This is a genomic window from Natronomonas sp. (genome assembly GCF_047616845.1).
Lineage (GTDB): Archaea > Halobacteriota > Halobacteria > Halobacteriales > Haloarculaceae > Natronomonas.
Genome location: NZ_JBLGBY010000001.1, coordinates 31,398 through 47,447, shown reverse-complemented (window position 1 = coordinate 47,447; position 16,050 = coordinate 31,398). Strand labels below are relative to the sequence as shown.

Genomic DNA, 16,050 nt, shown 5'->3' with positions numbered 1-16,050 from the left:
CCGTCAGTCGTCGTCTGCAACCGCGTCGTCGCTTGCGTCCGGGATGTCTTCGAGCGGGCTCGTCTCGTGGACACCCGTCGGCGGGAGGTTCACGTCTGCGGCCGGCGACGCATCGAGGTCGATTTCGCTATCGATGGCTTCCATCTCACCATCGGCGTCGCGTGCGTCCTGGTCGATACGCATCGAGCAGAACTCGACGCCGCACATCGAGCAGAAGCGGGCTTCCTTGTAGTTGTCTCCGGGCAGCGTCTGGTCGTGGTACGCCTGTGCGCGTTCGGGGTCTAAGGCCAGGTCGAACTGCCGCCGCCAGTCGAACTCGTAGCGGGCCTCCGAGAGCGCGTCGTCCCAGTCGCGGGCTCCGGGCAGACCGTTGGCAACGTCAGCCGAGTGCGCCGCGATGCGGTAGGCAGCAAGGCCGTCACGGACGTCCTCGGCGTCAGGCAGGCCCAGATGCTCTTTCGGCGTGACGTAACACAGCATCGCGGCACCATGACGCGCTGCCTCCGTCGCCCCGATGGCACTCGTGATGTGGTCGTAGCCCGGCGCGACGTCGGTGACGAGCGGCCCGAGCACGTAGAAGGGTGCGCCATCGCAGACCTCCTGTTGGCGCTTCATGTTCGGCTCGATTTCGTCCAGCGGGACGTGTCCCGGCCCCTCGACCATCACCTGCACGCCGTGATCCTGGGCGACTCGCGTCAGTTCGCCAAGGGTATCGAGTTCGGCGAACTGGGCCTCGTCGGAGGCATCGGCGAGCGACCCCGGCCGGAGACCATCGCCGAGGCTGAAGGTAACGTCGTGTTCCGCGAAGATTTCACAGATAGCCTCGAAACGCGTGAAAAGCGGGTTCTGTTCGCCGTGTTCTTCCATCCATTGAGCGAGGATGGAGCCGCCGCGGGAGACGATGCCTGTCGTCCGGCCGTCCGTCAGCGGTAGGTGCTCTGCGAGGACGCCCGCATGAATCGTCATGTAATCGACGCCCTGTTCGGCCTGCTTTTCGATGACGTCGAGCAGTAGTTCGGGCGTGAGGTCGGTGACCTCGTCAACGCGGGTGACCGCCTCATAGATGGGAACGGTGCCGAGCGGCACCGGCGAGTGGCCGACGTTGGCCTCGCGAATCTCGTCGAGGTTCTCGCCGGTCGAGAGATCCATCACGGTGTCGGCGCCGTAGTGAACGGCGGTGTGGAGTTTCTGGAGTTCTTCATCGAGCCCGCTCGTCGTCTCACTGTTGCCGATGTTCGCGTTGACCTTCGTTGCGAACTCCCGGCCGATTATCATCGGGTCGAGGCTGTCGTGGCTGTGATTCGCTGGAATGACTGCCTGGCCGTTGGCGACCTGCTCGCGGACGAACTCGGCGTCGCGGTTCTCACGCTCCGCGACGCGCTCCATCGCTTCGGTGACTGTTCCGTCCCGCGCGTGCTGTAACTGCGTCGTCATACAACCTAGTTATAAAACTAGATAATAAAAGTACGGCTCGGCCGTTTTATCGCTTATCGACGCTCTTCGTCGTCCTCGGCATCGTCATCGGCGTCCGCCTGTTCTTCCTCGGCGGGCGGTTGCAGGTCGCCTTTCACCTTCTCCGCGGTCTCTTTTGCCTCGGTGGCCTGCTCTTCGACCTGCTCGACCGTGTCTTCGATCTCGTCTGGGTCTTTTTCTATCTGTTCGGGCTCCTCGATGGCCTTGTCGAGCTCTTCGGCGGCCTTGGTGACGTCCGCTGCGGAGCGTTCGACGTCCTCAGCTGATTTCGCGACCATCGCCTCGCGTCGCCGGACGCCACGGGAGAAAATAAGCAACTGCAGGGCGCCCGCGATGACGAACACCGAAACCGCCACGCTTGTCACCAGATTGAGCGTTTCGGTGAATCCCGCCGAGAACACGCTGAGGTCGGTTCCCAACCGCAGCAACTGGAGGATACCGAGTATCACGACGGCTACGATGAGCATCCGGATGAATCGCCGATACCAACCCGTGAACACGGCGCGTTCGAGCGCATCAGCAAAATCGCTCAGGATGGGGATTCGCTGTTCATCTGAAGGTTCCATCCAAACGTGTTCCGCGTCCACTTACTTAAATTCCTATCAGGTTACGAACGAGTATGCGGCCGCGTAGGTCAGTCGTGACACCACCGCCCGGCCGTTATATGTACCAACAATGTATCTACATCGAACATGGGGCAGTTCACAAGTAACGGCCACGAAGTCGTGACGGTGATGTGAGCCGACCGCGCCGACCGACACAAAACAAGATACCTCGAAGCCCCGGCGAAACGTGCCGGTTCGTGTCTGTGAGACGTTCGCAGGTAGTAACTACTATACCAGCGGCGTACTGACCCTCGACTGCATGAGTCAATCGTACGACCGAGGTCTGATAGAGGACTTCGGGCGGTGGCAGGAGTTCTCTGCCGGTATGTGGGCCTGGATTTTCCACAAGTTCACCGGCTGGGTGCTCATCGGCTACCTGTTTACACACATCGCCGTTCTGAGCACCGCCACGGTCGACCCTGGGACGTACACGACGACGCTTCAGGGGCTGGAGGAACTCCTCCTCGTTCGATTCCTCGAGGTCGGCCTGCTGGCCGTCGCCGTCTTCCACATTCTCAACGGCGTCCGCCTGCTGTTCGTCGACCTCGGTATCGGGCTTGAGGCACAGGATAAGGCGTTCTACGCCGCACTGATCGCTACGGCCGCTATCACGGTCGCGAGTATTCCCACGTTCCTCGGAGGGTTCTAACGATGGCAGACTACTACTCCTCATTCGAACCGAAGGGCACACGCTGGCTGCTCCAGCGCATCACGGCCGCGTTCCTCGTTGTCGTGTTGGCGTATCACTTCATGCTGCTTCACTTCGTCAACCACGCAGCAGAAATCACCTTCGCCGGGACGACCGCGCGCATGGGACAGGTCGGCTACTTCACGACGATGGTGCTTTTCCTCATCACCGCCACGTTCCACGGCGTCAACGGCGTGTACAACGCTCTCGTCAACCAGGGACTGGACGGCACCCCCAAAACGGCCGTCAAATGGCTGCTGGGCGTCGCCGGCGTCATGCTCATCGTTCAGGGCATCCGCGTCTCCCTCGCCATGACGAACCTCGTCTAACCATGAGCACGCAAGTAACCGAACAAGAGACCGAGACCGAACCGGAAACCGAACAGAAGTCCGCCCACCAGCAACGACGCCTGGCCGAGAAACGCGAACGCGCCGGCATGCGCGAACGCGCCGAAGAAGACCTCTCGGGCACCGAGGAGACTGTCAAAATCAAGGTCTTCCGCTTCGACCCCGAGGTCAAGGGCAAAGAGGAGCCGCGGTTCGACACCTTCCGTATCCCGTTCACCAAGGGGATGACGGTACTCGACGCGCTCATCTACGCCCGCGACCACTTCGATTCCAGCCTGACCTTCCGACACTCCTGTCGGCAGGCCATCTGTGGCTCCGACGCGCTGTTCATCAACGGCTCCCAGCGACTCGGTTGCAAGACACAGATGTCCGACCTCGAGTGGCCCGTCCGCATCGAGCCGCTCCCGCACGCCGACGTGGTCAAAGACCTCGTCGTCGACATGGAGCATTTCTACGACCAGATGGAATCCGTCGAACCGTACTTCCAGACGAACGACCTCCCGGGCGCCGACGAAGAGCAGCGACAGACCCGCGAGAACCGCGAGAAGGTGAAGATGTCCACGCGCTGTATCTGGTGTAGCGCGTGTATGTCCTCATGTAACATCGCGGCCGGCGACAACGAGTATCTCGGCCCCGCGGCCATCAACAAAGCGTACCGCTTTGCGATGGACGAACGCGAGGGCGACGACATGACGGAACACCGCCTCAACATCATCGAGCAGGAACACGGCGTCTGGCGCTGTCAGACCCAGTTCTCCTGTACCGAGGTGTGTCCGAAAGACATCCCGCTGACAGAACACATCCAGGAGCTCAAACGGGAAGCCGTCAAGAGCAACCTGAAGTTCTGGTAACCGCACGCTAACGGATACCAAGTCCTAACACAACACTATGACATTACACGAACACGACGTAATCGTGGTCGGTGCCGGCGGCGCCGGTCTCCGTGCGGCCATCGCGGCCCACGAGGAAGGCGCCGACGTCGCCATGGTCACGAAGCTTCATCCAGTTCGTTCCCACACGGGTGCCGCAGAGGGCGGCATCAACGCCGCGCTCCGCGACGGCGACGACTGGGAACTGCACGCCTACGACACGATGAAGGGCTCCGACTACCTCGGAGACGCACCCGTAATCGAGACGCTGGCACAGGACGCCCCCGACGAGGTCATCCAGCTCGAACACTGGGGCATGCCCTTCTCCCGCGAAGAGGACGGCCGCGTCTCCCAGCGTCCGTTCGGCGGCCTCTCGTTCCCCCGTACCACGTACGCGGGCGCCGAGACCGGCCACCACCTGCTGCACACGATGTACGAGCAGGTCGTCAAGCGAGGTATTCAGGTGTACGACGAGTTCTACGTCTCACAGCTCGGCGTCACCGACCACGACGACCCCGAAGACCGCGAGTGCCACGGCGTCGTCGCCTACGACATCAAGTCGGGCGAGGTCGTCGGCTTCCAGGCCACGAACGGCGTCATTCTCGCGACGGGTGGCGACGGCCAGGTCTTCGACCACACGACAAACGCTGTCGCGAACACCGGCGACGGCCCCGCGATGGCGTATCGTGCGGGCGTCCCAGTCGAGGACATGGAGTTCGTTCAGTTCCACCCGACAACGCTCCCGAGCACGGGTGTGCTCATCTCCGAGGGTGTCCGCGGTGAGGGTGGCATCCTCTACAACAGCGAGGGCGAGCGCTTCATGTTCGAGCGTGGCTACGCGAACAACGCCGGCGAACTCGCCTCGCGCGACGTCGTCGCCCGCGCCGAGCTGACCGAGGTCAACGAAGGCCGCGGCATCAACGACGAGTACGTCTATCTCGACATGCGCCATCTCGGCGACGAGCGCGTCTACGACCGCCTGGAGAACATCATCCACCTCGCGGAGGACTTCGAGGGCGTCAACCCCGTCGAGGAGCCGATGCCGGTCAAGCCCGGCCAGCACTACCACATGGGCGGCATCGAGACGAACGAGCACGGTCAGACGTGCATCGACGGCCTCTACGCTGCCGGTGAGTGTGCCTGTGCGTCCGTCCACGGCTCGAACCGTCTTGGCGGCAACGCCCTGCCGGAACTCATCGTCTTCGGCGCCCGCGCCGGCCACCACGCGGCAGGCCGCGACCTCGGCGAAGCCGAAGTCCAGACGGGCACCTCCGCCCGGAGCGAAGACGAAGACTCCCTCGACACGCCAGTCGAACCCGGTGCCCTCGACACAGGCGACGAGGACATCGCCGCCGATGGTGCGATGGTCGACGCCGACTCGGTCGTCGAACACGCCGTCGAAGCCGAGCGCGCTCGCATCGAGGGGATGCTCGAACGCGACGGCACGAACCACGCCGAAATCCGCGAAGACCTCCAGAAGGCGATGACGGAGAACGTCAACGTCTTCCGGAACAAGGAGGGTCTTCAGCAGGCGCTGGAGACGATCCGGGAGTGTCGCGAACGGTATCAGGACGTCGCCGTCGCCGACCCCTCGCGGACGTTCAACACCGACCTCATCCACACCATCGAGACGGGCAACCTCATCGATATCGCCGAGACCATCACCCTTGGCGCGCTCGCCCGCGAGGAGTTCCGTGGCGCCCACTGGCGGCAGGAACACCAAGAGCGGAAGGACGAAGACTGGCTCAAACACACCATGATCGCCTGGAACGACGGCACTCCCGACCTCTACTACAAGCCCGTCATCCTCGAAGGCGAGAACAAGGAGTACGAGCCGAAGGTTCGCTCGTACTGAGCGCGGTTATTTCTCCGTTTCAGAAGACGTGATACAGCATCGCGTAGATAGCGATGCCCATCGAAAAGGAGATGAGCCACAGGCTCGCGGCGATTCGGCCCGCAATGCGGTGTCTGGTTTCGTAGATGTCGGCAACGGGCCGGGTGCCGGCGATCAACAGCGCGTAGAAGACGAACGGCACACAGACGATGGCCAGCGAGATGTGGACGAAGAGGAACGGGTAGTAGAGATACGTTTCGACGACTGCAGGGCCGGTGAACTCGGTCGGGCCGAGGAGTGCGACCCGGTAGAGATACAGCGCGAGGAACAGCGCGAACAGCCCGAAACTGGTGAGCATGAGCGTGCGGTGTTTCCGAACATCGCCACGCCTGATGTAGCGAACGCCGGCGCTTATCGTCCCGATGGCGAGCAGGCTGATGACGGCGTTGACGTGCGGAATCGCCGAAAGCAGTGCCTCGGGATTCGGCAGTGCATCGACGGGCAACAGCTGTAATGCGGCGCCGAAGACGAGCGCCAGCGATACGGCAGTCAGTAGCGCCGTCAGCGCTGGTACGTGCTCTCTGGCCCACGTCCGAGTTTCCATGGCGTATGGTACGATCGGTCGGTGGTTAGAGTTGGTGATTCGACGGTCGTAATTGGATGCACAGCCATGGCAACTGTTAACAATACAGAGCACAAACCATCCGAACGGAATGCGCGGAGCTCAACCAGACGAGGAACCGCTGTTCGAGTGTATCGACTGTGGACACCGGGAGCAAGACCCGGATGGTCGCCTCTGTTCGTGCGGCGGCTACCTCAAGAACATCGGCGTCAGTCGCAGTCTCTAGTCGCTTCTCGATGAGTGGTCGCTGTGGGCGGATAGCCAGCCGGCTGTCTGTCGTGTTACAACGGACGGCAGCGCCGCTTTTCAGTTGGTTTCGTGAGAAGTTTGCGTGGGTGCTGTCTTCGAGCACCCGCACTGACTTCGGCGACTGTGATCGCCGGCAGTGCGTGGGACCGGATTTGAACCGGCGGACCTCTACAGGACAGCGCCCTCAACGCTGCGCCGTTGGCCTAGCTTGGCTACCCACGCACGGTGTCTCTTGCTGCACTCGTGGGTAAATCGGGGGACGATAAAAGGGCTTTCCTTTGGCCGCCGGCCGGGAGAAGTTCGCACGGGAGCGCGGGGTTGAAGTATGCTGCAGCGCTGATACTCTCTATGGCTAAATACTCGACTGGTGGCGTCGGGGGCGACTCTGGTGGCGCCTGCGAACTCTGCGGGGCCGAGGGACGCGACCTCGAAACCGCGACTGTCGCCGGAGCGGAGCTCGATGTCTGTGGTGAGTGCGCTCACCACGGCGAGGGGTCGAACGGTAGTGGCGGTGGCAGCGGCGGCGGTGCGAGCGGCGGCAGTTCGGGGCGCGACTCCGAACGCAAGCGCCGCAAAAAGGCCGCCCAGAACGCTGCCAAGCTCCGTGACGCACAGCAGGCAACTACCGACTGGGAGGAGGGCACCGATTACGAGGACGATCCCCTCCCGTATCTCGTCCGTGGCTACGGCGACCGCGTGGAGGAAGCGCGGCAGGACGCCGGCCTTCAGATCGACGAACTCGCAGACGAGCTCGGCGTCGACGAGGACGCCATCATCGCCGTCGAGCAGGGGCGTGCGGCCCGCGCAAACGTCGGCGGCGCGCTCATCGCAGCCCTCGAACAGCGACTCGACGTCGAACTCGCAGAGGAGTAACGTCCGCTTCCGACCGGCTTTTGTTGCCGACCGACCTCTCGACAGCCATGGCTCCGTCGCAAGCGCCAGACAACCCCGAGACGCGCTCGTTCGAGGCGACCGTCGAGGACGGCGGCAGCGAGGTCGTCCTCTCGGAGACGTTTCTACTCCGCGTGTTCGGTGGTGGTGACGGCGGCTCACCAACGGTCGCGCAGGCCGGTGGCCTCGATGCGGACGGTGAAACTGTGGTCGACTTCCTCCGAGAGGCGTAGCGCTTCGGCGAGCGGACAATTTTTGCCGGTCGACGCCAACGGGCCTGCATGGAACTGACGTCCGAGCAGCGCGCCATCCGGGAGACGGTTCGGGAGTTCGCACTCGAGGAGATCCGCCCGACCGCCCGCGAAGCCGACGAGAACGAATCGTTCCCGGAGGAGGTCTGGGACGGCCTCGCCGAGATGGAGCTGACGGCAATGACCGTCCCCGAGGAGTACGGTGGGCTTGATGTCGACGGGCTGACGTACGCCCTCGTCAACGAGGAGGTCGCCTACGGGCAGTTAGCGGTCGCAACGGCGCTTTCCGTCCACTGTCTCGCCACGTCCTGTCTCGCGGAGTTCGGCACCGAAGCACAGAAAGAGCGGTGGCTGCCCGAGATGGCCGAGGGCCGCCCAGTGGGTGCGTTCGCGCTCTCGGAGCCCGACGCCGGCTCGAATCCCGCAGAGATGTCGACCGAGGCGGCGCCGGACGGCGACGAGTACGTCATCAACGGCACGAAGCAGTGGATTACGAACGGCGTCCGCTCCGACGTCGTCATCCTCTTTGCGAAGACGGATGCCGACGACCCCGGAACCGTGACGCAGTTCGTCGTCCCGAAGGACGCCAACGGGCTTGCGGTCGGCAAGAAAGAGGAGAAACTCGGTCTCCGAGCCAGCGATACGACGACGCTCATCTTCGACGATGTCAGGATTCCGAAAGAGAACCGGCTGACGGAGGTCGGCCGTGGGCTGTCGGCCGCCTTCTCGATTCTGACGGGGGGCCGCGTCGGCATCGCTGCCCAGTCGGTCGGCCTCGCCCAGTCGGCACTCGACCTCGCAATCGAGTACGCCGAAGAGCGCGAGCAGTTCGACGGGCCGATACGCGATATCCAGTCGATTCGACACAAGCTCGCGGACATGCATACGCAGACGCAGGCGAGCCGACTGTTGACCTACGATGCGGCTCGCGGGCTGGATGGCGACGAACCGCCAGCGATGGCGGCCAGCACCGCGAAATACTTTGCCAGTGAGGCGGCGATGGACGTGACGAACGAGGCGATTCAGGTACACGGCGGCTACGGGTACACGACCGATTTCCCCGTCGAGCGGCTCTACCGTGACGCCAAAATCACGACCATCTACGAGGGGACGACCCAGATCCAGAAGACGGTCATCGCCCGCGAACTACTGGACTGACCTCGGCCATACGCTTTTGTCATCGAAGCACCGAGCACAGATAATGGCAGAAGACGAGGGCGATTGGGTCGTTTCGTTCGGCGCCGAGAGGGCCCTCGATGTGGCCCGAGAAACCGTCGACGACGATGCCCTCCTCCTCTGTGTCGTCTACGACGAAACCGAGTTCCGGACGATGTACGTCGACGAACGTGTCGACGCCCTGTATCCCGACGAAGACGCCCGCATCGAACATTTCGGACAGATTCACTCCTACGTCCACCTGGATTTCACGGAGCGGGAACTGTTCGATGAGCTGTTTCTCGACCCCGATGGCGTCCGGGCGTTCGTCACGTACATGGGGACGAACATCGCTATCCGCGTCGTGACCGAGACGGAAGGCGTGTTCCTCACGGTGGCTCCAGGCACCGCCGTCACGCCGCTTGTCGATGCGGTCGAAGACGTGGTCACAGAATGATGGAGCACGAAGCACACGAGACGGTCGTGTTCGACCTCGACGGGACGCTCGTCCATCTCGGGGTCGACTGGGCCACCGTCGCCAGTGAGGTCGCCGAGACGCTCCGTGAGCGCGGCGTGACACCGCCCGATACGCTGTGGGGGATGTTGGAGACATCCGAGGAAACTGACAACAGAGCGGCCGTCGAGCGCGTCATCGCCGACCACGAGCGGGATGGCGCGCACGACTCGGAGCGACTCGCCGCCGCCGACACCATACCGTCGTGTCCGGTCGGCGTCTGTTCACTGAACTGCGAGGACGCCGTTCACATCGCCATCGAGAAACACGATATCGAGGGCGTCAGTGTGGTCATCGGCCGCGATAGCGTCACAACACGAAAACCAGACCCTGAACCGCTTCTGGAGACGGTTCGACGGCTCGACGGCGACCCCTCGACGACGCTTTTCATCGGGGACACGAAACGGGACGAGAAAACAGCCGAGCGCGCCGATACCGATTACGTCGACATCTCCGAGTGGCTCCGGGCATACGCGTAGACGGGAATCCCGATACAGAGCCACACGACCGCCCCGACCCGGATGGCGAAGTTCGCGCGTGCGTTCCACGTCGGTAGCGTCACGAAAAGCGACAGCGCCGCGACGACCGGTGCGCCGACGACGATGGTGAGTACGAACGTCACCTGCATCACCCAGCCGTAGTCGATGCCGGCCGGATCGGTCGTCTCGACGCTCGTGGGCATTGGTGGGTGTCGGGTCGTCAGCGGGTAAGCGGTTACGGTTCGCCACGAGGGAGAGCGTTTAACCCACGCGGCACCTCATCGACAGGCATGCGAGCGAGGGATATTCGTGCGAAGGCTGGCGACGAGCCGATCACGATGCTGACGGCCTACGACGCACCGACCGCACAGTTGGTCGATGAAGCCGACATCGACATGGTGCTCGTCGGCGACTCCGTCGGCAACGTCAGACTCGGCTATGATTCGACACTGCCGGTGACCAACGACGAGATGGCGAGCCACACCGCCGCCGTGGCCCGTGCGACGGACGACGCCTTGGTTATCGCCGACATGCCGTTTCTCTCATACGGCGCCGGCGATGCCGACGCCATCGAGAACTGCGGCCGAATGCTCAAGGAAGCCGACGCCGATGCCGTCAAACTCGAATCCGGCCACCACACCGTCGACCTGACGCGTAAACTGACGCGCCTCGGCATCCCCGTACAAGCACATCTCGGCCTGACGCCACAGCGGGAAAACGAGACGGGGCTCTACCGGCAGGGCACCGACGAGGAATCCGCCAGCGAAATCATCGATCTCGCGCGCGAACACGAGGCCGCGGGTGCGTTCTCGCTCGTCCTCGAACACGTCCCGGCCAACCTCGCGGAGGCGGTCACGGACGCCATCTCGATTCCGACAATCGGCATCGGCGCCGGCCCGAACTGTGACGGACAGGTGCTCGTCATCGACGAGGTCATCGGACTCTCTGAGGGAACGGCGCCCTTCTCGAAACAGTTCGGCGACGTCCGCAGCGAGATGCGGGATGCCATCGATTCCTACGCCGAGGCCGTCGAAAGCGGCGAGTTCCCTGCCGAGGAGCACAGCCACTACGAATCGGACATCGACGACGTATACTAAACGTCGAAGACGACGTACGCGCGCCATCCGGTATCCGTCTCGGCGAGCTCCATCTCGGAGTAGGTGACGGCCTTGATTTCGCGAGCGTCGACCGCATCCAGCGGGACGCCACGGGCGGAGGCTTCGAGGGCCCACACGCCGTTCCAGTGAATTGTCACCTCGTGGTCGGCCGGCAGTACGCTCCGGACGTCCCGCTCGTAGATGAGTTCGTCCAGATAATCGAACAGCAACGCCTCCCTGGATTCGGCCCTGACGCCGAGGTGGAATCGGTCGCCGACGCCGTCGGGAACCGACTCACAGTGGGCAGCCGTGAGGCCTGCTGCGACGTCCTCGAACGTCGAGGCGAGGTCGGACGCGGTGGCTTCGACGGCCACGTCCGCGGTGTGTCGCCGGAGTTCGAAGCTCATTGTTCGTCACCGTCGCCGTTGGTATCCTCGCCGGTGTCGAGGTCGTCGAGACGCTCCTGGTACTCTCCCCGATCCGGGCGCGGCGCCTCGTCGATCGGTGCGGTGTCGGATTCGTCGTTCCCGTCGATGCGGTCGGCGGTGCTCGCATTGCTCAGTTCCCGCATCTGGGCCTCCGAGAGCCCCGACACAGCAGAGGGGTTCTCGCCGATAGCGACGCCGCTCGTGACGATGGAGCGGATGCCCTGCTCGACAGTGAGGTCGACGTCGACGACGCGCTCGCGGGAGACGTGGATGACGAACCCGCCCATAACGGGGTTCGGTGCCATCGGCATGAACAGCGTGATCATATCCTCGTTGCCCGTCTCATCGGCGATGACATCCGGTGTTTCAGCGGTTTTGAACGCGACGACGTAGGAGTCCTTACCGGGGTATTCGACCAGTTTGACGTCCTGGAAGCTGTCGGTGTCCGAATCGAGCAGCAGGTCGCTCATCTCGTTGAAGCTGTTGTACACCGAGGCGATGCCCGGAATCGAGAGCATAAACTCGTCGAACTGCTCGCTCAGTCGGCCGCTTTTCGTGCCATACTCGGCTGTGAACCCAGTTGCGAGAACGAGCACGAAGAACACGATGAACGTGAGGATGGTGACGACGAACTGGCTGCTGAAAAGCGAGGTGCCGGTCAACACCGTCGTCAAGGGGCTGAGCGCATCGGCGATGAAGCCCATGACGAACGAGATGATGAGTAGCGTAATGACGACGGGCAGTAGAATCGCGAGCCCCTTGATGAACGCTTTCCGGAGCACGCTGGATGGGTTCGGCCGTTCCGACATCAGCTCCTCGGCTGCTTCGATGTCGGCCGGCGCTGACGGCATATGTCGGCTGGACTCACCCGGTACGTGAAAACCTTGTGGGCTGTGGCGGTGGAGTTATATTCGCCGATTCCGTACAGTTCTGGTAGTGAGTGTCACCGTCGACATCCGCGTCGTCGGCACCGGGGACGACCAGTTCGTCGAGCAGGCGTGGGAGCTGAAAGAGCAGATTCGCCGCGATGAGGGCATCCTCAAGCAGCGCCGCGGCTTCTTCACGGACGCCTACCGCCGTTCCCGCGTGTACGCGCTCGTCGAACCCGGGTACGACGGTGAGACGCTCGTCGGCTTCGCCGCAACGCGACGCGACGGCTACATCCTGTTTCTGGCCGTCAACCCCGAGTATCGCGGCGAGGGCTTCGGCCGGCAGCTGGTCGCCGCCGTCGCGGACGACCACAGCTCCGTGACCTGCCATGCGCGGGCCACGAACGATTCGGCGCTTTCCTTCTACGAACATCTCGGCTTCGAGGTGCAGCGCCGCGTCGACAACTACTACGAAGACCGCGGCGACGCCTACTACCTCCGACTCGGCGATGGCGGCATCGCATCGAAGCTATCTCGGTTCATGCCGGGCAACTGAGCTCGGCTGTACTCAGTCGCCCAGTCGTGCGAGGCAGTACCCGGAGCCGACCGGCGGAATAAGCCAACGTTTTTTCACCCGAGTCGCAAAGTCGGGGCCATGGATGGCCGCACACGAGACTACTTGAAGGGGCGCTTCGGTGACCACTACCGGCGTGCGTCGGTGTCACCGCCGCCCGCGGCCAACGAGCGCGAATGGGGCTACATCACGTGGAGTGCGGGCGGCACGACGATGGTTCGGCATCACTCGTATCTCGACCTCGTCGGCGGCGGCGACCTCGGCGATTTCCTCGCGGGAGAGCGTCCGCGACACGTCTACTTCTCCGCAGGTCGATACGACGACCCCGGCGCGGGAAGCATGGGACAGAAGGGGTGGCGCAGTTCCGACCTCGTGTTCGACCTGGACGCCGACCACCTTCCCGGCGTCGACCCCGAAGCCGACAGTTACGGCGAAATGCTGCGGGAGTGTAAGGGCGCGCTCCTCAGATTGCTCGACTTACTCGAGAACGACTTCTCGTTCGACAATATGACCGTCGTCTTCTCGGGGGGCCGCGGCTACCACGTCCACGTCCGCGATAAGGGCGTCCTAGAGTTGAGCCGCACTGCCCGCCGGGAAATCGTCGATTACGTGCTGGGTGACGGCATCGAGTTCGACGACATCGTCTCGACGGAAGCCGTCGCGGGCAGCGCGGGCCGTTCTTCGCCGGCCGACAAACGGAGCCTTCCGGAGGGTGGATGGGCCGGCCGCACGCGCGAGCGACTGGATTCGTTCATCGAGGAGTTGCTCACGATGGACGAGGACGACGCGGGCGAGCGTCTCATGGAGTTCGAGGGCATCGGCGAGGGGAAGGCAAACGCGGCGCTCAATGCGGCGAAGAACAACCGCGAAGAACTCGCGGGGGGGAACGTCGACGTCCACCCCGCGATGTACAGCATCGCCCGAATCCTCTTCGAGGGGGTACTCGAAGCCCAGACCGCACCGATAGACGAGCCAGTGACGACGGACATCAACCGACTCATTCGGCTTCCGGGGAGTCTCCATGGGGGGACGGGACTGAAGGTGAAATATCTCGACCCCGACGAACTCGAGGCGTTCGACCCGCTCGTGGATACGATTCCGGAGACGTTCGTCGGCAACGACATCACCGTGTACGCGGAGGAACCGACGACCGTCGAACTCGGCGGGGAAAGCTTTAGGCTCTCGGAGGGTGTGTCCACGGTAGCAGAGTACGCGGGCATATTCGCGATGGCCCGCGGTCACGCAACCAAGGCAGGAGAATGAATCTCGACGAACTCCAATCCGTGCAGGCACGGGAACGACAGTCGAGTGACCTCCAGCATCTGCGTTCGTCGTTCTATCGTGAGGTGGGCGAGTACATCCAGGAGCTCACCGAGCGCCGCGCCCAGGTCGTCGACCAGGCTGACGACCCGTTCTCCTCGCCGGAAGTCCGACAGCTCACGGACGACATCGAGACGGCCGAACAGACCGTCGAGGCAATCTACGAGCGCCGTGTCGGCAAGGTAGTAAAGAAGGCCTCCATCGCCGCCGCGGACATGCCGGTCGATGATGACGGGCTGACCCAAGAGGAGGAAGCGCTCTTCGAAGACCTCGTGGCCCGTATCGAACAGAGTCGCGACACCGTGCTGTCGGTGCTCGACGGCGATGCACCCTCCGTCTCCTGCTCGGTGGACGGCGCCACCGATTCGGCGGTCACGTCACCTGAAACGACCGCAGCACCAAGCGGAGGCGACGAACAGGCGCCCGAGTCAACTCCGGAGCCGGATTTCGACCCCGACCCATTGCCGTCCGACACCGACGGCGTCAGCGCGGCCGACCTGATGGGAAGCGGCCCCGATACGGAGCCGGCGGCGGAGACCGACCCTGTTGACGCGGCGCCAGGGACGGAGGACGGCGCGTCGGAGCCGACACAGGGTGCGAAATCTGAATCCGAGACGGCGGCGCCGACAGAGGTGCCACCGGACTCGGAGCCGCCCGGCGAACCCCCGAACGAGCCTGACGAGCCGTCTTCGGAGCCCGAGGACGAACGTCCGGCGCCGACCTCAAGCGAGCGTGATATTCCAGGCATTCCGCGGACGACGGTTCGTGTCACGGCCGACGTGGGAGAGGTCGTTGGCGCGGACAACCGCGATTACGATCTCGGCCCCGAAGACGTCGTCACGCTCCCGGAGCCGAACGCGGACGTCCTCGTCGACAAGGACGCCGCCGAACGGTTAGAGTAGGAACGACCGGACGGCGTCGTTGAACCGCTCGGGTCGTTCGAGCATCGGCATGTGGGCGGCATCCTCAATCAGTTCGTACTCACAGTTCGGCAGCTCCGCTTCGAGATACTCAGAGAACGACGGCGGGGTGAGCGGGTCGTGTTCCCCACAAAGCGCGAGGGCGGGCACCTCGATCTCCCCGAGGCGGTCGCGGACGTCGAAGGCGTCGCAAGTCTCGAAATCGCGAGTCGTGACGGCTTGTCCTGTCGAAAGAAGGCCACGCTTCGATACCTCGACGAGGTCGTCCTCGGGGTCATGAAACAGCGTATCGGGGACGTGGAGCGATGCGACGGCGCTCTCGTAGTTCCGGGCGAGCGCTTCGAGGAAGCCCTCGTCGACGCCGAGTTTGGCGCCGGTATCGGAGAGGACGAGCGCATCAAGCTCGAGGTCGCGTTCGAGGGCGACCCAAAGCGAGACGGCGCCGCCCATGGAATTCCCACAGAGGACGGTCGCGCCCGTCGCCTCACAAACGGCGACGACGTCGTCGGCGTAGGCATCGAGCGTCTCGGTTCCCGGTGCGGTGTCGATATCCTCGCTATCGCCGTGTCCGGAGAGGTCAACGGCGACGGCAGGTGGCCCTTCGCGGTCGCCGTACTGCTCGACCCACACCTCGTGGCTGCCGCCGGCGCCGTGAACGTAGCAGACGGTCGGGCCATCGCCGAAGTCGGTCGTGCGATACGCGGTCTCGCGGCCGTCGTGAGTGACGGTCTCCATACCGGTTAGTTGGCCGGTCGAGCGATAAACGCGGCGGCAACGGAACGGCGTGATTCGTCTCCCGATTGGCCGCGAACCGCAATTCAACCGATAGTCGTATGAGATATCACGTCATGCGGTTTTCGGAGGA

21 protein-coding genes and 1 tRNA gene are annotated in these 16,050 nt (G+C 63.6%); 14 read left to right on the top strand and 8 right to left on the bottom strand.

Features of this window, described 5'->3' with window-relative positions; translation table 11 throughout:
• Nucleotides 1-3: 3 nt before the first annotated feature.
• Together thiC and ACI8UR_RS00290 are read right to left on the bottom strand one after the other, a co-directional pair.
• Entirely contained in the window at nt 4-1,434 is a 1,431-nt protein-coding gene (gene thiC / locus ACI8UR_RS00295; protein WP_411715108.1) for a phosphomethylpyrimidine synthase ThiC, read from the bottom strand.
• A gap of 53 nt (nt 1,435-1,487) precedes the next feature.
• Nucleotides 1,488-2,039 (bottom strand): hypothetical protein, encoded by a 552-nt coding sequence (locus ACI8UR_RS00290; RefSeq protein WP_411715109.1) that lies wholly within the window; start codon nt 2,037-2,039, stop codon nt 1,488-1,490.
• Nucleotides 2,040-2,337: 298 nt separating this feature from the next.
• Between ACI8UR_RS00290 and sdhC the strand changes: the two genes are divergently transcribed.
• The 4 genes from sdhC to ACI8UR_RS00270 are packed head-to-tail and all read left to right on the top strand — an operon-like array spanning nt 2,338 to nt 5,837.
• Nucleotides 2,338-2,727: a succinate dehydrogenase, cytochrome b556 subunit gene (sdhC, locus tag ACI8UR_RS00285; protein WP_411715110.1), complete on the top strand. Its 390-nt coding sequence runs from the start codon at nt 2,338-2,340 to the stop codon at nt 2,725-2,727.
• A gap of 2 nt (nt 2,728-2,729) precedes the next feature.
• Entirely contained in the window at nt 2,730-3,095 is a 366-nt protein-coding gene (locus ACI8UR_RS00280) for a succinate dehydrogenase hydrophobic membrane anchor subunit (RefSeq protein ID WP_411715111.1), read from the top strand.
• A 2-nt stretch (nt 3,096-3,097) separates the two neighbouring features.
• Nucleotides 3,098-3,964: a succinate dehydrogenase/fumarate reductase iron-sulfur subunit gene (locus tag ACI8UR_RS00275; RefSeq protein ID WP_411715112.1), complete on the top strand. Its 867-nt coding sequence runs from the start codon at nt 3,098-3,100 to the stop codon at nt 3,962-3,964.
• 37 nt (nt 3,965-4,001) lie between these two features.
• Nucleotides 4,002-5,837 carry an FAD-binding protein gene (locus ACI8UR_RS00270; RefSeq protein WP_411715113.1) on the top strand — a complete coding sequence of 612 codons (1,836 nt, stop codon included), beginning with the start codon at nt 4,002-4,004 and terminating at the stop codon, nt 5,835-5,837.
• A gap of 19 nt (nt 5,838-5,856) precedes the next feature.
• Here ACI8UR_RS00270 and ACI8UR_RS00265 read toward each other — a convergent pair whose 3' ends face one another.
• On the bottom strand, nt 5,857-6,420 hold the full coding sequence (locus ACI8UR_RS00265; protein WP_411715114.1) for a DUF420 domain-containing protein: 564 nt from the start codon (nt 6,418-6,420) through the stop codon (nt 5,857-5,859).
• A 109-nt stretch (nt 6,421-6,529) separates the two neighbouring features.
• Here ACI8UR_RS00265 and ACI8UR_RS00260 point away from each other — a divergent pair, with 109 nt between their 5' ends.
• A complete protein-coding gene (locus ACI8UR_RS00260) occupies nt 6,530-6,664 on the top strand; it encodes a rubrerythrin-like domain-containing protein (protein ID WP_411715115.1) in 135 nt (44 codons plus the stop codon).
• Between the two features lie 160 nt (nt 6,665-6,824).
• Here the strand turns inward: ACI8UR_RS00260 and ACI8UR_RS00255 are convergent.
• A tRNA-Leu gene (locus ACI8UR_RS00255) sits at nt 6,825-6,909 on the bottom strand.
• Between the two features lie 126 nt (nt 6,910-7,035).
• On the opposite strand from ACI8UR_RS00255, the gene ACI8UR_RS00250 reads away from it, so the two are divergent.
• Genes ACI8UR_RS00250 through ACI8UR_RS00230 form a run of 5 tightly spaced genes read left to right on the top strand, consistent with a single transcriptional unit; the run spans nt 7,036 to nt 9,977 of the window.
• Entirely contained in the window at nt 7,036-7,560 is a 525-nt protein-coding gene (locus ACI8UR_RS00250) for a helix-turn-helix domain-containing protein (RefSeq protein WP_411715116.1), read from the top strand.
• A 47-nt stretch (nt 7,561-7,607) separates the two neighbouring features.
• Complete coding sequence (locus tag ACI8UR_RS00245) at nt 7,608-7,811, top strand: hypothetical protein (RefSeq protein WP_411715117.1); 204 nt, start codon at nt 7,608-7,610, stop codon at nt 7,809-7,811.
• Between the two features lie 48 nt (nt 7,812-7,859).
• The gene (locus tag ACI8UR_RS00240) at nt 7,860-8,987 is read left to right on the top strand and encodes an acyl-CoA dehydrogenase family protein (RefSeq protein ID WP_411715118.1); all 1,128 of its coding nucleotides are present in this window, start codon (nt 7,860-7,862) and stop codon (nt 8,985-8,987) included.
• Nucleotides 8,988-9,030: 43 nt separating this feature from the next.
• The gene (locus tag ACI8UR_RS00235; RefSeq protein ID WP_411715119.1) at nt 9,031-9,441 is read left to right on the top strand and encodes a hypothetical protein; all 411 of its coding nucleotides are present in this window, start codon (nt 9,031-9,033) and stop codon (nt 9,439-9,441) included.
• The gene (locus tag ACI8UR_RS00230) at nt 9,438-9,977 is read left to right on the top strand and encodes an HAD family hydrolase (RefSeq protein WP_411715120.1); all 540 of its coding nucleotides are present in this window, start codon (nt 9,438-9,440) and stop codon (nt 9,975-9,977) included. Before ACI8UR_RS00235 ends, ACI8UR_RS00230 begins: the two co-directional genes overlap by 4 nt.
• Here the strand turns inward: ACI8UR_RS00230 and ACI8UR_RS00225 are convergent.
• On the bottom strand, nt 9,938-10,180 hold the full coding sequence (locus tag ACI8UR_RS00225; RefSeq protein ID WP_411715121.1) for a DUF5822 domain-containing protein: 243 nt from the start codon (nt 10,178-10,180) through the stop codon (nt 9,938-9,940). The two genes, ACI8UR_RS00230 and ACI8UR_RS00225, sit on opposite strands and share 40 nt — an antisense overlap.
• Nucleotides 10,181-10,267: 87 nt before the next feature.
• Here ACI8UR_RS00225 and panB point away from each other — a divergent pair, with 87 nt between their 5' ends.
• Nucleotides 10,268-11,074, top strand: coding sequence for a 3-methyl-2-oxobutanoate hydroxymethyltransferase (panB, locus tag ACI8UR_RS00220; RefSeq protein ID WP_415087444.1), 807 nt, complete (start codon nt 10,268-10,270; stop codon nt 11,072-11,074).
• Here the strand turns inward: panB and ACI8UR_RS00215 are convergent.
• A complete protein-coding gene (locus ACI8UR_RS00215) occupies nt 11,071-11,481 on the bottom strand; it encodes an archease (protein WP_411715264.1) in 411 nt (136 codons plus the stop codon). The two genes, panB and ACI8UR_RS00215, sit on opposite strands and share 4 nt — an antisense overlap.
• The gene (locus ACI8UR_RS00210) at nt 11,478-12,353 is read right to left on the bottom strand and encodes a DUF502 domain-containing protein (RefSeq protein ID WP_411715263.1); all 876 of its coding nucleotides are present in this window, start codon (nt 12,351-12,353) and stop codon (nt 11,478-11,480) included. The genes ACI8UR_RS00215 and ACI8UR_RS00210 overlap by 4 nt, the downstream gene beginning before the upstream one ends.
• Nucleotides 12,354-12,438: 85 nt before the next feature.
• Here ACI8UR_RS00210 and ACI8UR_RS00205 point away from each other — a divergent pair, with 85 nt between their 5' ends.
• The 3 genes from ACI8UR_RS00205 to ACI8UR_RS00195 all read left to right on the top strand — a co-directional run bounded on the left by ACI8UR_RS00205 (nt 12,439) and on the right by ACI8UR_RS00195 (nt 15,167).
• Nucleotides 12,439-12,927, top strand: coding sequence for a GNAT family N-acetyltransferase (locus ACI8UR_RS00205; RefSeq protein ID WP_411715262.1), 489 nt, complete (start codon nt 12,439-12,441; stop codon nt 12,925-12,927).
• A 99-nt stretch (nt 12,928-13,026) separates the two neighbouring features.
• The gene (gene priS, locus ACI8UR_RS00200; RefSeq protein WP_411715261.1) at nt 13,027-14,208 is read left to right on the top strand and encodes a DNA primase small subunit PriS; all 1,182 of its coding nucleotides are present in this window, start codon (nt 13,027-13,029) and stop codon (nt 14,206-14,208) included.
• On the top strand, nt 14,205-15,167 hold the full coding sequence (locus ACI8UR_RS00195; protein ID WP_411715260.1) for a hypothetical protein: 963 nt from the start codon (nt 14,205-14,207) through the stop codon (nt 15,165-15,167). Before priS ends, ACI8UR_RS00195 begins: the two co-directional genes overlap by 4 nt.
• Here ACI8UR_RS00195 and ACI8UR_RS00190 read toward each other — a convergent pair.
• Entirely contained in the window at nt 15,159-15,920 is a 762-nt protein-coding gene (locus tag ACI8UR_RS00190) for an alpha/beta fold hydrolase (protein WP_411715259.1), read from the bottom strand. The genes ACI8UR_RS00195 and ACI8UR_RS00190 overlap by 9 nt on opposite strands.
• Nucleotides 15,921-16,050: the final 130 nt, after the last annotated feature.